General features: G+C 75.8%; 13 protein-coding genes. 10 read left to right on the top strand and 3 right to left on the bottom strand.

Annotated elements, in window-relative coordinates:
• Positions 1-26: 26 nt before the first annotated feature.
• Both ACWDCZ_RS15775 and ACWDCZ_RS15770 read right to left on the bottom strand, forming a co-directional pair.
• Complete coding sequence (locus tag ACWDCZ_RS15775) at positions 27-1,253, bottom strand: hypothetical protein (RefSeq protein WP_449816163.1); 1,227 nt, start codon at positions 1,251-1,253, stop codon at positions 27-29.
• Positions 1,254-1,531: 278 nt separating this feature from the next.
• Positions 1,532-1,864 (bottom strand): hypothetical protein, encoded by a 333-nt coding sequence (locus ACWDCZ_RS15770; protein WP_449816162.1) that lies wholly within the window; start codon positions 1,862-1,864, stop codon positions 1,532-1,534.
• A 320-nt stretch (positions 1,865-2,184) separates the two neighbouring features.
• Here ACWDCZ_RS15770 and ACWDCZ_RS15765 point away from each other — a divergent pair, with 320 nt between their 5' ends.
• Positions 2,185-3,399, top strand: coding sequence for a histidine kinase (locus tag ACWDCZ_RS15765; protein ID WP_449816161.1), 1,215 nt, complete (start codon positions 2,185-2,187; stop codon positions 3,397-3,399).
• Positions 3,400-3,446: 47 nt separating this feature from the next.
• Positions 3,447-4,154 carry a response regulator transcription factor gene (locus tag ACWDCZ_RS15760; RefSeq protein ID WP_049649405.1) on the top strand — a complete coding sequence of 236 codons (708 nt, stop codon included), beginning with the start codon at positions 3,447-3,449 and terminating at the stop codon, positions 4,152-4,154.
• Between the two features lie 118 nt (positions 4,155-4,272).
• Here the strand turns inward: ACWDCZ_RS15760 and ACWDCZ_RS15755 are convergent, their stop codons facing one another.
• On the bottom strand, positions 4,273-5,685 hold the full coding sequence (locus ACWDCZ_RS15755; RefSeq protein WP_449816160.1) for an amidase: 1,413 nt from the start codon (positions 5,683-5,685) through the stop codon (positions 4,273-4,275).
• A 134-nt stretch (positions 5,686-5,819) separates the two neighbouring features.
• Here ACWDCZ_RS15755 and ACWDCZ_RS15750 point away from each other — a divergent pair, with 134 nt between their 5' ends.
• The 8 genes from ACWDCZ_RS15750 to ACWDCZ_RS15715 all read left to right on the top strand — a co-directional run bounded on the left by ACWDCZ_RS15750 (position 5,820) and on the right by ACWDCZ_RS15715 (position 15,008).
• Positions 5,820-6,482 carry a TetR/AcrR family transcriptional regulator gene (locus tag ACWDCZ_RS15750; RefSeq protein WP_449816159.1) on the top strand — a complete coding sequence of 221 codons (663 nt, stop codon included), beginning with the start codon at positions 5,820-5,822 and terminating at the stop codon, positions 6,480-6,482.
• A gap of 160 nt (positions 6,483-6,642) precedes the next feature.
• Positions 6,643-7,890, top strand: a complete 1,248-nt coding sequence (aroA, locus tag ACWDCZ_RS15745; protein WP_049656576.1) for a 3-phosphoshikimate 1-carboxyvinyltransferase — start codon at positions 6,643-6,645, stop codon at positions 7,888-7,890.
• A 102-nt stretch (positions 7,891-7,992) separates the two neighbouring features.
• Positions 7,993-9,018, top strand: coding sequence for an RNA ligase family protein (locus tag ACWDCZ_RS15740; RefSeq protein WP_449816158.1), 1,026 nt, complete (start codon positions 7,993-7,995; stop codon positions 9,016-9,018).
• A gap of 167 nt (positions 9,019-9,185) precedes the next feature.
• Positions 9,186-9,563: a YciI family protein gene (locus ACWDCZ_RS15735; protein WP_449816157.1), complete on the top strand. Its 378-nt coding sequence runs from the start codon at positions 9,186-9,188 to the stop codon at positions 9,561-9,563.
• Complete coding sequence (locus ACWDCZ_RS15730; RefSeq protein ID WP_449816156.1) at positions 9,560-10,837, top strand: RNA polymerase sigma factor; 1,278 nt, start codon at positions 9,560-9,562, stop codon at positions 10,835-10,837. Before ACWDCZ_RS15735 ends, ACWDCZ_RS15730 begins: the two co-directional genes overlap by 4 nt.
• 155 nt (positions 10,838-10,992) lie before the next feature.
• Positions 10,993-12,042 (top strand): alpha/beta hydrolase, encoded by a 1,050-nt coding sequence (locus tag ACWDCZ_RS15725; RefSeq protein WP_380778252.1) that lies wholly within the window; start codon positions 10,993-10,995, stop codon positions 12,040-12,042.
• 310 nt (positions 12,043-12,352) lie between these two features.
• Complete coding sequence (locus ACWDCZ_RS15720) at positions 12,353-13,264, top strand: AurF N-oxygenase family protein (RefSeq protein ID WP_049656586.1); 912 nt, start codon at positions 12,353-12,355, stop codon at positions 13,262-13,264.
• Positions 13,265-13,322: 58 nt separating this feature from the next.
• The gene (locus ACWDCZ_RS15715) at positions 13,323-15,008 is read left to right on the top strand and encodes a 4Fe-4S binding protein (RefSeq protein ID WP_449816155.1); all 1,686 of its coding nucleotides are present in this window, start codon (positions 13,323-13,325) and stop codon (positions 15,006-15,008) included.
• Positions 15,009-15,101 lie beyond the last annotated feature (93 nt).

Raw genomic sequence — 15,101 nt, 5'->3', positions numbered from 1 at the left:
GTCGGGGCGATTTCGGGTCGTGGCCATCAGGGCTTCCAGACCATCGCGCGCGGGAGCGACTGCGCGTCCGGCAGGGTGGCGTGCCCGACGATCACCCCGGACTCGTTGACGAGGGAGGCCGAGGCGTACGGGCTGAGCGGGGACGGCGGGAGCGTGACGGCCGTCCCGTCGTGCTTCCACAGCAGTGCCGTGCCGTGGTACCAGTCCGAACTCGTCGCGGTGCCGACGGCGGTGCCCGCGCTGTTGATCGCGTTCGCCGTGGTCTGCCGGCCCGCCGGGCCGTCGAGCAGGGTCCGGGTGCCGTCCGGCCGCCAGTACGCGGCCTGCAGGGGGCGGGCGGCGCCGAAGGCCGCCCCGACGACGGTGCCGGTGTCGGTGATCGAGCTCGGCCGGCCCTCGCCGATGTCCCGGACGGTGCCGTCCGCCGCCCAGACCACCAGCCGGTCGAGCTCGGTGCCCCCCTCGCGCCGTCCGCTGCCGAGGATCACGCCGGAGTTGGTGATCCGGCGGGCCCCGACCACGTCGATCCCCGGTGGGGGCGGCAGTTCGGTCACGGTGCCCGACGGGCTCCAGACCACCGCGCGCTTCCGGGGCTCGCCGCTGAGACGTCGTTCGGACCAGCCGATGACGAAGCCCGCGTCGTTGACGGCCGTGGTCGCACCGGTGTCGTCGCCGTCCAGCAGCGGCAGGGCGACCCTGGTGCCGTCGGCCCGCCACTTCACGGGCAGGGGGCGGAACACCGCGTCGTACGAATCGCCTATCACGACACCGGTGTTGTTGATCCCGTTCGCGCCGCCGCCGCGGGCTCCGGTCGGCAGTTCCAGGGCGGTCGGGGTGCCGTCGAGGGCCCAGCGGACCGGGTGGTTGTCGGTCAGCGTCGCGAAGGAGACCCCGACCGCGGTGCCGGCCTCGTTCATGGCGCCCGGGCGGGTACCGGTCTCGCCGGGCAGCGGCTCCAGGGTGGTGAGGCCGAGGTTGCCGGTGTTCCAGCGGAGGGCGCGCGGGGCGAACCGGCCGGGGATGTCCAGGTAGCACTCGCCGAGGACGTCGCCCGCGTTGTTCAGGCTGTACGCGGTGCTGAGCGGGGCGGCGTTGGCGGGCAGCGGTAGGAGGTGGGGGGTCGGGAGCAGGTGTGGGGTCGGGGGCGGTGCGCCCGGGTCGGCCGTTGCGGCGGGTACCGGGCCGAGGAGCAGGGCGACGGCCGTCGCGGCGGCGGCGAGGGCGGCCGTGCGCGGGGTGGATGAACCAGCCATCCGGAAACTCCTGTCTCTTCAATGACCTTGTGGATCAAGCGAATTGACGTTCCGTCGGAGTCAGGCTGGTCGGGTGCCCGGTCCGGTGGCCAAGTCTCGGCCACCGTCCGTTCGTTGGCAGGCCGATCACCGAAACGGCCGGAATCCGCACCCCCGGATCCGCATCGGGCAGGTCGGGAGGGGTGCGGATCCGGGGCGGCGGCCGATTTCCCGTGGTTCGGCCGAGCGGGGCGGTGGGGGTGCCGGGGCGGGCGTCGTTCCGCCTCCGCCCGGCTGCGTCAGCCGGGTGCGATCGCCGGGCCGCCGCTGCCGGTGGTGCCCTCGGTGGTGCCCTCGACGGCGTCCCGGCCGCCGCTCCAGCCGCTTCCGGAGCCGCCGCCGCCGGAGCCGCCGCCGGAACCCTGGACGTACACCGTGAAGGAGGTCAGGCCGGGGGGCAGTTCCCAGGCCCCACCGGCCCGGACGGACACCCGGTAGGCCTGCGGGCCGCCGTCCCGCTGGGTGGGTGCGGCCGGGGCGGTCGTCGTGGTGCCGGTCGTGACGGCCAGCGCTGTGGCAGTGGAGGCGGTCGCCAACAAGCCTTGTCGGAAGAGTTTTTGATTGATCGTCATCCTTGCGATGGTCTGATCTCCGGCGGCCCCGGCGGTGGCTTCGACCCCGAATCACGCGAACGAGTGGTCGCGTTCCGGCCGAGTTCGACGCGGGCCCTCGTCGGTGAAGGTCGGCGGCCCTCGGACGGGCGGCCCTCGGACGGGCGGCGTGGGACCGCGCCCGGGGCCCCGCCGCGGGGAGCCGCGTCGCGCTCGGCGGAGTCGGCGGAGTCGGCGGAGCCGGCGGGTGGCGGACGGCGCGGGGGCACGGCGCGGACCTGCGGAGATCCTCCCTCGATCGGGGGAGGGCGAGGGTGCGAAGGCCGGTGATACTGGCGGACATGATCAAGGGACTGAAGCCGCTGCTGCGCGGGTCGACGTATACGGGTGTGCTGTTCGCGGTGGTCGGGGCAGTGGCCGCGCTGCCGGTGGCGATGGTGGCGCTCGGGGTGCCGCTGGGCTTGTCGGGCCGGCCGGACTCGGTCTGGGTGGCGCTGCCCCTGTGGGCGGTGCTGCTCGGGCTGTGCGGGCTGCCCCGGGTGGTGCGCCGGGTGCTGGCGGCGGGGGCGCGCAGGACGCTGGGCGTCGCGGTGCCCGCCCCGGTGAAGGGGGCCGCCGCGGCGGAGTGGTGGCGGACGCCGGCGTTCGTGGTGGCGTACGTGGCGCTGGGCTGGACGGTGCTGATCGGCGGCAGCACGCTGCTGGTGACGGCCGTGGCGCTGCCCGGGCGCTGGGCGGAGGGCACGGCGAGGGTCAGCCTCCTCGGCTGGGCCACGGACGTGACGGGCGTCTGGGCCTGGATCGTGGGAGTGCTCGCCCTGGTGCTCGCGGCGGCGCTGTTCGTGGCCGTGTCGGGCGCGCTGCGGTGGCTGGCGCCCCGGCTGCTCGGGCCCTCGCCGGCCGAGCGGCTCGCGATGGCCGCGGAGCGGGAGCGGCTGCTGGCCGAACGCAACCGGCTGGCCCACGAACTGCACGACTCCATCGGGCACACCCTGACCGCCGCCACCATCCAGGCCGCCGTCGCGGGCGAGGTGCTGGCCGACGACCCGGTCGCGGCGCGGGCCGCCATGCGCAGCATCGAGGAGTCGACCCGGGCCGCGCTGGAGGACCTCGACTACGTGCTCGGCGCGCTGCGCGAGGAGCAGTCCGGCACCGCCCCGACCCGCACCCTCACCGACCTGCCCGAACTGATCGACCGGCTCCGGCACGCGGGCGCCGTCGTGGCGCCGCGCACCACCGGGGACCTGGCGCAGGTGCAGGGCACGCTCTCCCGGGCCGCGTACCGGATCGTCCAGGAGGGGCTGACCAACGCGCTGCGGCACGGCTCGGGCGGGACGATCGAGCTGCGGGTGGCGGCGGGGGCGGACGAGCTGGAGCTGAGCGTGGTCAACGGGGTGGCGGACGGGACCGGGGCGGGCGGCTTCCCGACCTCCGGGCACGGCCTGCCCGGGCTGGCCGAGCGGGTGCGGCTGCTGCACGGCGAGTTCGAGGCCGGTCCGTACGGCGAGGGGCAGTGGCGGCTGGCGGTTCGGCTGCCGATGCGGTGGTCGGCGTGAGCGGGAGCGGTGGTCGCGGCTCCGGGGGGAGCGGGGCCGACGGGAGCGTGAGCGGGGCCGGTGAGGACAGGGCGGCCGACCCCGCCGCGGGGGCGGCGCCCGACGTCACCCTCCTGATCGCCGACGACGACCCCGTCACCCGCAGCGGCCTGAGCACCCTGCTGGGCGCCCAACAGGGCATCACGGTGGTCGGGCGGGCCGCCGACGGCGTCGAAGTGGTCCAGCAGGTACGGATGTTGCGGCCGGACGTGGTGCTGATGGACGTGCGGATGCCGCGTCGCAACGGGATCGAGGCGACCCGCGAACTGCTGAAGGACGCCGACCCGCCCAAGGTCGTGGTGATCACCACCTTCGAGAACGACGGCTACGTCACCGCCGCGCTGAGCGCCGGCGCCAGCGGCTTCGTGCTGAAGCGGCGGCCCGTCCCGCAGATCGCCGAGGCGGTGCGGGTGGTGGCCGCCGGGGAGGCGGTGCTGTTCCCCGCCGCGCTGCGCCGGATGGTCGCGGCCCGGCCGCTGGAGTCGGCCGAGGCGCTGCCCAGGGCGGCGCTGACCGGGCGGGAGGAGGGGGTGCTGCGGCTGATGGCGACCGGGCTCTCCAACCCGGAGATCGCGCAGGCCCTCGCGGTGAGCCAGGAGACGGTGAAGACGCACGTCGGGAACGTGCTGGGCAAGCTCGGCGCACAGAACCGGACCCATGCGGTGGTGATCGCGTACGAGAGCGGGCTGGTGGTGCCGGGGCTGCCCGGCGCCTGAGCGGCGGTGCGGCCACGGTGATGTGGCCACGGCGGGAGCAGCCCCGGCGGTCGGTGCGGCCTGCGGCCTGCGGCCTGCGGCCTGCGGTGTGCGGGTGTGCGGGCGTGCGGCCTGCGGCTTACGGCCTCGGGTCGATCGGGGCGAGGGTGCCGAGGCGGTCCTCGACGGCCTGGGCGGCGGCCAGGCAGAGGTCCTCCCGGAAGGCCCGGCCGACGAGCTGCACACCGGTGGGGAGGCCGTCCGCGGCGAGACCGGTCGGGACGGCGACGGACGGGACGCCGACGAAGCTGGTCACCGAGCAGAGCCGCATGGCCGAGGCGACCCGGTCCCGGCCCGCCTGGTCCCGCGACTCCAGGCCCGGTTCGACCGGCGGCTCGGTGAACACCGGGCCCAGCAGCAGCGGGTACGCGTGCAGGAACTCCGCCCAGGAGCGGCGGATGTTCATCCAGGTGCCCAGCAGCCGGATCAGGCCCGGGCCGTCCACGGGCGGGGAGCTGCGCATCGTCAGCTCGATGAAGCGGTCGCCGCCCTCGCCCAGCAGCTGCCGGACGGCGGGCCAGTTCGGCGCGAACTCGGTGCCGGTCAGGCGGTGGTAGGTGTCGAGCGCCTCGTCCAGCCGCGGGACGTCGGGGATCTCCTGGACGTCGTACCCGGCGTCCCGCAGCGCGTCGGCGGCGGTCTCGACGGCGCGGCGGACGGTGGGGTGGACGCCGTGGCCGCCCGGGTCGGCGACGACGGCGACCCGGACGGGGGCGGCGAGCGGCTCGCCGTACAGCGGGACGGGCACGGCGCGCGGGTCGCGCGGGTCGGTGCCCGCCAGCGTCTCGTAGGCGAGCCGCAGGTCGGCGACCGTACGGGCCAACGGGCCGTCGGTGACCAGGACCTGGGAGGCCGGGCCGGGGTCGTCCGGGCCGATCAGGCGCTGGTCGGCGGGGAAGCGGCCGGTGGTCGGATCGAGGGCGGCGACCCCGCAGAAGGAGGCGGGGATGCGGACCGAGCCGCCGGAGTCGTTGCCGAGCCCGAGCGGGGCCATCCCGGCGGCGACGGCCACGCCGTCCCCGCCGCTGGTGCCGCCCGGGGTGCGGCGCCGGTCCCAGGGGTTGTAGGTGTCGCCGTACAGCTCGCTGCGGGTGTGCATCCCGGCGAGGATCAGGGTCGGCAGGTTGCTGTGGCCGATCGGGATCGCCCCGGCCGCGCGCAGCCGGGCCACCGGGACGGCGTCGTCGGTGGCGACGTGGTCGCGGAAGCGTGGGGTGCCGAAGGTGGTGGCCACGCCGGCGATCGGGGTGCACTCCTTCACGGTGAACGGCACGCCCGCGAGCGGCCCGAGGGGCTCGCCGGCGGCCCGGCGGCGGTCGGTGTCCCGCGCGGCCGCGCGGGCCCGGTCGGCGAGGAGCTGGGTGACGGCGTTCAGACGGGGGTTGACCTCGTCGATCCGGGCCAGGTGGCTGTCCACCACCTCCAGGGCCGACACCTCGCCGCCGCGCACGGCGGCGGCGAGTTCGGTGGCGGGCTTGCTCCACAGGGACATGGGGGCGCTCCTCGGCGGGTCGTCGGGCTCGTTCCGATGCGGTCGCATCGGAACGGAACGAACCCTAGCCCGGAACCGATACGCTTGCATCGGAATATCGAATATCGGAGAACACGGCGGCGAGGAGGACGGGCATGCCGAAACAGGTGGACCACGAGGGCCGGCGCCGGCGGATCGCCGAGGCCGTCTGCCTGCTGGTGGACGAGCACGGGCTGGAGGGCGTCACCCTGCGGGACGTCGCCACCCGGGCGGAGGTCTCGATGGGGGCCGTCCAGCGCTGCTTCCGCACCAAGGAGGAGATGCTGCTGGCCGCGCTCGCGCACGTCGGCGAGCGGGTCACCGCGCGGGTGCGGAACCGGCTCACGGCCGGCCCGGCGCAGTCGGCGGCCACCGAACTCGGGCTTGTGGCGGGCGAGGTGGCGCTGCTGCGCGAGGAACACCGGGCCGAGGCCAGGATCTGGCTCGCCTTCGTCGCCGGGGCCGCCGTCAACCCGGCGCTGGCGGCCACCCTGCGGAGCAGCTACGCGGCGCTGGAGGGGCTGGTGGTGCGGCTGGTCGCGGAGGCGGCGGGCGGGGGATCGGCGCTGGGCGGGGCGGCGGCGGGCGGGCCGGCGGCCGGGGGATCGGCGCTGGGCGGGGCGGCCGCCGACGGGGCGGTGGACGCGCGGACCGAGGCCCGTACGCTGCTCGCCCTCGCCGACGGGCTCACCGCGCACGTACTGGTCGGGCACCGGACGGTGGCGGAGGCGGAGGAGGTCCTGCACACGCACCTGGCCGGGCTCTGGGCGCGCTGCTGAAACGGCCCCTCGGCACGCGGCTGAAGTCGTCGCCCACTGTTGTCGCCCCCGTCACCGTCCAGTCCGTGGATGGTCGGCCACGGCGGTGGCCGGGTCGGGCAGGATCGGGCCCGACGTCACCGGAGACACCTGTCGGACACTCGAGTTGGGAGAGCCTGCCGTGACTGCTGTGGAGATCCCCGGGTCCAAGTCCATCACCGCCCGGGCGCTGTTCCTGGCCGCCGCCGCCGAGGGCGTGACCACCCTGCGCCGGCCGCTGTCCTCGGACGACACCGAGGGCTTCGCGCAGGGGCTGGACACCCTCGGGTACCGGATCGAGCGGACGGCCGCGGCGTGGCGGGTGGAGGGCCGCCCGGCCGGTCCCGCCGTCCCGGAGGCCGAGGTGTACTGCCGCGACGGCGCCACCACCGCGCGCTTCCTGCCCACCCTCGCCGCCGCCGGCCACGGCACGTACCGCTTCGACGCCTCCGCCCAGATGCGCCGCCGCCCGGTCGCCCCGCTCACCCGGGCGCTGCGCGACCTGGGCGTGGACCTGCGGCACGAGGAGGCCGAGGGGCACCACCCGCTGACGGTCCTCGCCGACGGCGTCCGCGGCGGTGAACTCACCCTGGACGCCGGGCAGTCCTCGCAGTACCTGACCGCGCTGCTGCTGCTCGGCCCGCTCACCCGGGACGGCCTGCGGATCACCGTCACCCGGCTGGTCTCCGCGCCGTACATCGGCATCACCCTGGCGATGATGCGCGACTTCGGGGTCGAGGTGAAGCGGGAACGGACGCCCGCGGGCGAGCTGTTCGAGGTGCCCCCCGGCGGCTACCGGGCCGCCGACTACCCGATCGAGCCGGACGCCTCCACCGCCAGCTACTTCTTCGCCGCCGCGGCCCTGGCCGGCCGGGAGGTCACCGTCCCCGGCCTCGGCCGGGACGCGCTCCAGGGCGACCTGCGCTTCGTCGACGTGCTGCGGCGGATGGGCGCCCGGGTGGACGTCGGCGCCGACCGCACCACGGTGGCCGGCGAGGGCCCGCTCGGCGGGATCACCGTCAACATGCGGGACATCTCCGACACCATGCCCACCCTCGCGGCCATCGCCCCGTTCGCCACCGGGCCGGTGCGGATCGAGGACGTCCACAACACCCGGGTCAAGGAGTGCGACCGCCTGGAGGCCTGCGCCGACAACCTGCGCGCGATGGGCGTCACCGTGGCCACCGGGGACGACTGGATCGAGATCCGGCCCGGCACGCCCCGCCCGGCCGAGGTCACCACCCACTCCGACCACCGGATCGTCATGTCCTTCGCCGTCACCTCGCTGCGCACCCCCGGCATCACCTTCGACGACCCGGGCTGCGTGCGGAAGACCTTCCCGGGGTTCCACGAGGCCTTCGCGGCGCTGCGCGCGGAGTGGGGGGTCTGACCCGCGCCGCTCCGACCCGGGTCGTCGCTCCGACCCGGGTCGTCGTCCGGGCCGGGAAATCCCGGTTGCCAGGCGGCGGCCCCGGCGGCGAGGATTCCGTTCGTGTCCGAGACGGTGTTCGAGACGGTGTCCGACGGGCCCGGGCTGCGGCCCTACCCCAAGATCCCCGCCCGGGGCCGCTCCGGCGGGCCCGGCAGCCGCGAGTGGACCGCGGCCGAGAAGGTGCACGGGGCACACTTCGCCGTGGTCTGCGAAGGCGGCTCCGTCCGGGCCGCGAAACGGCGTGAACTGCTGGACGACGAAGGGCTGGACGGCTTCTTCGGGGTGAGCCGGATCTGGCCCGAACTCTCCGTCGCGGCCGCCCGGTTCGCCGCCGCGGTGCGCGAACCGTGGGGCGCCGCCGCCGTGGTGACGGTCTACGGCGAACTGGCCGGCGGCCGCTACCCGCACCCCGGGGTGCCCGCCGTCCCCGGCGTCGACCCGGTCCAGACCGGCGTCTGGTACGCCCCCGGCCTGCGCTGGCTGCCCTTCGACGCCACCGTCGAGACACCCGAGGGCCGCTGGTGGATCGCCGACCGGACCCTGCGCACGGCCGCGCGGGCCGCCGGACTCGCCTGCGTCCCCCTGCTCGGCCACGGCCCGCTGAACACCCTGCACGACCTGCCGGTCCGCTACCCCAGCCGGGTGCCCGCCCTGCTCGGCCTGCCCGAGCTGCCGGACAACCTCGCCGAGGGGTACGTCCTCAAACCGGCCGGCGAATGGCACGAGTCCGCCACCGCCCGTCCGCTCGTGAAGGTGAAGCAGCGGGCCTTCGCCGAGGACGACCGCTACGACGGCGCCCGCCCCTACCTCCCCCCGCCGGAGGGCGCGGCCGGCGTCCCCGCCTGGCTCCTCGTCCAGGCCTCGGCCCTGCTCACCCCCACCCGCGCCGCCGCCGCCGTCAGCAAGCTCGGCCCCCGCACGCCCGCGCAGGCCGTGGCCGCGGAGATCGCGGCGGACGTGGCCGAGGAACTCGCCGACGCCGTGGGAGGGTTGGACCCAACCGTCCTGGCCGCCCTGCGCCAGGCCCTCGAACCGGGGGCCCGGGCCCTCACGTCCTTCGACGCGGAGGACCGGCACAACTCCTGAGTGCCGAGTGGCCGGCGGCTGCCGTACCTTGATCGTTCGTGGGGGTCAGGGGCGCGAGAAGGATTCCTCGGGAAAGTCGTCGGCCGATGTAGAGGCCGGGTTCCGCCGCTCCGACTGAGAGGTGACGGCGCGCCGACGGGGCGCGTGAGACGGAGGGGACACCCGGAATGAAGTACGTCGCGATGATCTACGGCAACCAGGCCAAGTGGGACTCCTTCCCGGCCGAGGCGTGGCCGGAGGCGATCGCCAGGCAGGAGGCGTTCAACGCACGGTACCGGGAGAGCGGGGAGCTGATCGGCGCGTACGGGCTGGCGGACGCGGCGGCGGCGCAGCTGGTGCGGCGGGCGGAGGGGGTGCCGGTGGTCACCGACGGGCCGTACCTGGAGACCAAGGAGTACGTGGCCAGCTTCTACCTGCTGGACTGCGAGAGCCTGGAGCGGGCCCAGCAGATCGCGGCGGACATGCCGTTCGCGGACGTGGAGCCGGTGGAGCTGTGGCCGGTCCTGCACGAGTCCGTGGCGGGCGACCTCCCCGTGTGCGAGTGAGCGGAACGACCGGTGCCGTCGAGGGCCTGCTGCGCGAACTGGCGCCGCAGGTCCTCGGCGTGCTGGTGCGGCGGCACGGCGGGGCGTTCGACGCGTGCGAGGACGCGGTGCAGGAGGCGCTGCTGGCCGCCGCGACGCAGTGGCCGGAGGGCGGGGTGCCGGCCAACCCGAGGGGCTGGCTGGTGACGGTCGCGGACCGGCGGCTGGTGGACCGGGTGCGCAGCGATTCGGCGCGCCGCCGCCGGGAGGAGGCGCTGGCGCTGGCCACGCCGCAGTCGGCGCTGCTGGCCCCCGCGGCCGACGCGCCCGACCCGGCGGCGGACGACTCGCTCGCGCTGCTGTTCCTCTGCTGCCACCCGGCGCTGTCCGTGCCGAGCCGGATCGCGCTGACCCTGCGCGCGGTCGGCGGCCTGACCACCGCGCAGATCGCGGCCGCGTTCCTGGTGCCCGAGGCGACGATGGCGCAGCGGATCAGCCGGGCGAAGCAGACGCTGAGGAGCGCGGGCGGGGGACTGTCCCTCGGCGGGGGAGAGTCCCTCCCGGAGGGCGGGCCGGGGCGGCTGGGCGAGGTCCGGCACGTGCTGTACCTGGTCTTCAACGAGGGCTACACGGCGAGCGGCGGCGAGGAGCTGACCGCGCCGCGGCTGTCCGAGGAGGCGATCCGGCTGACCCGGCTGCTGCGGCGGCTCACCCCCGGGGACGCCGAGACGGCGGGGCTGCTCGCGCTGATGCTGCTGACCGACGCCCGCCGGCCGGCCCGTACCGGGGCGCACGGCGCGGTGGTGCCGCTGGACGAGCAGGACCGCGGCCGGTGGGACCGTGAACTGCTGGGCGAGGGGCTGGAGTTGATCGCCTCGGTGCTGCCGCGCGGGCACGCCGGGCCGTACCAGGTGCAGGCCGCGATCGCCGCGGTGCACGGGGAGGCGGCGACGGCGCGGGAGACCGACTGGCCGCAGGTCCTGGCGCTGTACGACCTGCTGCTGCGCCTCGACCCGAACCCGGTGGTCGCGCTCAACCGGGCGGTCGCGGTCGCGATGGTGCACGGGCCGGAGGCCGGGCTGGCACTGGTGGCGGAGCTGGCCGGGGACCGGCGCCTGGCCCGGCACCACCGGCTGCTCGCCGTCCGGGCGCACCTGCTCGACCGGCTCGGCACCGACCCGGCGGCCGCCGCCCGCGCCTACCGGGAGGCGGCGGCCCGGACGGCGAGCGCCCCGGAGCGGCGCCATCTGGCCTCCCGGGCACGGCGGTTGGAGGGGGCCTCGAGCACGGGGTGAGCGGGCGGGCGGCAGGGTCGAGGGCGGGGTCGAGGGCGGGTTCAGACGGCGTCCAGGGGGCTTCCGCGTCCGCCGGGAGGGGCCCATCATGGGCTCCCGGCCCCGGCAGAACCGCCCCGACACCGTTCCAGGGCCGCCGTCAGGAGGCAGAAGAGATGACGATCCCACCGCCCGTTCGGATCCAGGCCGCCGTCGTCCGCGCCGCGTACGCGCTGCCCGAGGGCCTGCGGCGGGCCGTCGCGGGCAAGCCGGTGGTCCTCGACGGGCAGACGCTCGCGCTGGACGCGCAGTTGATACTCAAGCTCCAACGGCTGTCCGGGGCGTCCCTGGTGATGTCGGGCGGGGTCGGGCCGTCGCGCGCCGCGATGGAGCACGCGCGGCACCTGGTGGGCGGGCCGCGCAACCGTACGGTGGCCGCGCGGAGCGTCGGCATCCCGCAGGAGCACGGCGAACTGGCCGCGACGCTGTACACCCCGGAGGGGCTGGCGGCCGGTTCCGGCCTGCTGGTCCTCCTGCACGGCGGGGGCTGGGTGGTCGGCAGCCGGGCCAGCCACGACCACGTCGCCCGCTTCCTCGCCCAGCGGGCGCGGGTGCGGGTGCTGTCGGTGGAGTACCGGCTGGCGCCCGAGCACGCGTTCCCGGCGGCGGCCGAGGACGCGCTGGCCGCGTTCGACTACGCCTACGCCAAGGCCGCCGACCTGGGCGCGGACCCGGAGCGGATCGCGGTCGGCGGGGACAGCGCGGGCGGCAACCTGGCCGCCGTCGCCGCCCAGCAGGCGGTCCGGCGGGGCGGCCCCGCGCCGGTGTTCCAGCTGCTGCTGTACCCGGCGACCGACGCCTCGACCCGGCGCCCCTCGCGCGCACTGTTCGCCGACGGGTTCTTCCTGACCAGCGCCGACATGGACTGGTTCGCCGACCGGTACGCGCCCGCGCCCGCCGACCGCACCGACCCGCGGCTGTCGCCGCTGCTCGCCGAGGACCTGACCGGCCTGCCGCCCGCGTACATCGGCACCGCGGGCTTCGACCCGCTGCGCGACGAGGGCGAGGCGTACGCGCGGGCGCTGGAGGAGGCCGGGGTCGCGGTGCGGCTGAGCCGGCAGTCGGACCTCATCCACGGGTACGCCAGCTACATCGGCATCGGCCACCGCTTCCGGGAGGCGACGGCCGAGGCGGCGGAGGCGCTGCGGCAGGCGATCGGCGGGTAGCGGCAGCGCGCCGGAGGGCTTGCGGCGAAGGGCGGGACCCCGGCAGCGGGCGGGTCCCGCCCTTCGCCGTGCCGTGAGACGGAAGGCGGGCCGGGGCCGGAGGCGAAAGGGGGGCGGGGCCGGAGGTGGAAGAGGGGCGTGACCGTGAGGCGGAAGGGGGCGTGCCCGGAGGCGGAAGGGGGGCGTGAGCCGTACGGTCACGCGCCGGATCGCTGTCGCGCAGGGGGTTCTCGGCGACCGGCTCTTATTGTACTGTCCGTCTAATAAGCGGGTGAGCGGGAACCCGCGGAACAGGCACCTGGAGGCAGCCATGGCTCTCACCTGGCAGACGGGGCACGGCCACACCACGGCCGACGACGACGTCTCGAAGCGGCTGCTGGAGTCGGCCGCCACCCTCTCCTACGACCCCTCGACCGAGATCGACTGGGACGCCCCCCTCCCGGACGACCACTACGGCCTCAACCCGGAGTGGAGCACCCTCTACGGCACCCGGCTGTGGGACGAGATGACCGAGCGCCAGCGGGTCACGCTCACCCGGCACGAGGTCTGCTCGATCATGAACACCGGCATCTGGTTCGAGATGATCCTCCAGCAGATGGTGCTGCGCGACCAGTACCTCAAGAACCCCGCCACCGCCGAGTTCCAGTTCGCGCTCACCGAGATCGCCGACGAGTGCCGCCACTCGATCATGTTCGCCCGCGCCTGCGCCAAGATGGGTGTCCCCGCCTACCGCCCGAACAAGGTGATCGCCCAGGCCGGGCGCGCCTTCAAGGCGCTCGCCAAGGGCGAACTCGCCTACGGCGGCATCCTGGTGGCCGAAGAGGTGCTCGACGTCATGCAGCGCGACTGGATGCGCGGCGAGAAGGTGCTAGAGATCGTCCGCGGCACGTCCCGGATCCACGTGGTCGAGGAGTCCCGGCACATGAAGTTCGCCCGGCAGGAGATCCGCGAGCGGATGCGCCACGCGAGCCCGGCCCGCCGGCGCGCCTCGGCCACCGGTATCGCCGTGGGCGCGTACGTCATCGTCACCAGCATGGTGCACCCGGGCGTGTACAAGGCCGCCGGGCTCGACGTGCAGCGGGCGCTCGCCGAGGTGAGGGCCAGCGAGCACCGCAAGGCGATGATGCGCACCAGCTCCCGGCACCTGATGGCCTTCCTCGCCGAGACCGGCCTGCTCACCAGCCGCTCGGCGGCCGTCTACCGCCGGGTGCACATGCTCTGACGGACCGTCACCATCGAGCCGCCCCATCCCCCACGCGCAGCGAGGACCCACCCCGGCCATGGCCTACGCGATCACCCAGACCTGCTGCAACGACGCCTCGTGCGTGTCCGTCTGCCCGGTCAACTGCATCCACCCGACCCCGGACGAACCGGAGTTCGGCACCACCGACACGCTCTACATCGACCCGCGGGCGTGCATCGACTGCGGCGCCTGCGCGGACGCCTGCCCGGTGGACGCGGTGTTCCCGGTCGACCGGCTGCGCGGACCCGACACCGTGTTCGGCGACCTCAACCGCGACTGGTTCCGCGACCACCCCAACGACCACGCCTGGGGCGCGCCCAGCTTCCCGCGCAGCCTGCCGGCCGAGGTCGGCGCGCTGCGGATAGCCGTCGTCGGCACCGGCCCGTCCGCCGGGTACACCGCGCAGGAACTGCTGCGCGGCACCAGCGCCGAGATCACCATGATCGACCGGCTGCCGGTCACCGGCGGCCTGCTGCGCCACGGCGTCGCGCCCGACCACCAGTCCACCAAGCGGATCGCGGAGAGCTTCGCGAGCGTCTTCCACGACCCCCGGCTGCGGATGCACCTCAACGTGGAGATCGGCACGGACCTCACCCACCAGGAGCTCGCCGCCCACCACCACGCGGTGGTGTACGCGGTCGGCGCGGCCGCCGACCGCCGGCTCGGCATACCCGGCGAGGACCTGCCGGGCAGCCTGCCCGCCACCGCCTTCGTCGGCTGGTACAACGCCGAACCCACCGTGCCCGCCGACGCGGTGGAGCTGTCGGCGGAGCGCGTGGTGGTGGTCGGCAACGGCAACGTCGCGGTGGACGTCGCCCGCATCCTGCTCACCGACCCCGACCGGCTCGCCGCCACCGACATCGCCGACCACGCCCTGGCCGCGCTGCGCCGCAGCCGGGTCCGGGAGGTCGTGCTGCTCGCCCGGCGCGGCCCCGGGCAGGCGGCGTGGAGCAGGGCGGAGTTCCTGGCGCTGCGGCGGCTGCCGGGCGTCGAGGTGGTGGTGGCGGACCACCCGGAGGTGCGGGCGGCGATCGAGGCGGCGGAGGCGGAGGCGGAGGCGGAAGCGGGGTCGGGTACGGCGTCGGGGGCGGCGCTGCTCGCCGGGCTGCCGCTGGTGCCGCACGACGGTGACGCGGCGCCCGGGCCGGGGCGGCGGATCGTACTGCGGTTCCTGTCGGCGCCGGTCGAGCTGTCCGGGGAGGGGCGGGTCGAGGCGCTGACCGTCGAACGGACCGCCCCGGCGGCGGACGGCCGGGTCGAGGGCACCGGGGTGCGGGACGTGCTGCGGGCCGGGCTGGTGGTGCGCTCCATCGGGCACCGGGGCGTCCCGCTGCCCGGGCTGCCGTTCGACGAGCGGACCGGGACGGTCGCGCACCGGGCGGGGCGGGTCGTCGACCCGTCGACCGGACGGCCGCTGCCGGGGACGTACGTGGTGGGCTGGGCCAAGCGCGGGCCGTCCGGCGGGATCGGCGCCAACCGGGCCTGCGCCCGGGAGACGGTGGGCGCGCTGCTGGACGACGCGACCGCCCGCGCGCTGCCCGTCCCGGAGGCGGGGCGCGGCGACTTCGAACGGCTGGTGCGCAAGCGGCGGCCGGACGCGGTCGGGCTGCGGGAGCTGCGGGCGGTGGACCGCGCGGAACGCGAGCGGGGCGAGGCCGAGGGGCGGCCCCGGGTGAAGCTCGCCACCGTCGCGGAGCTGCTGGCGGCGGGACTGCGGCGGTAGGGCCCGTCTTCGAACTCGCGTCTGCGGGGCGGCGCACAGGACGTGCGCAGGAAGTCGGGTGGGCCGACTTCCTGCGCACCAGGGTCGGCAAGC

This window comes from Kitasatospora sp. NPDC001225 (assembly GCF_053597855.1).
The sequence above is the reverse complement of the archived record's forward strand: the minus strand, read 5'-3'. Positions and strand labels throughout refer to the sequence as shown.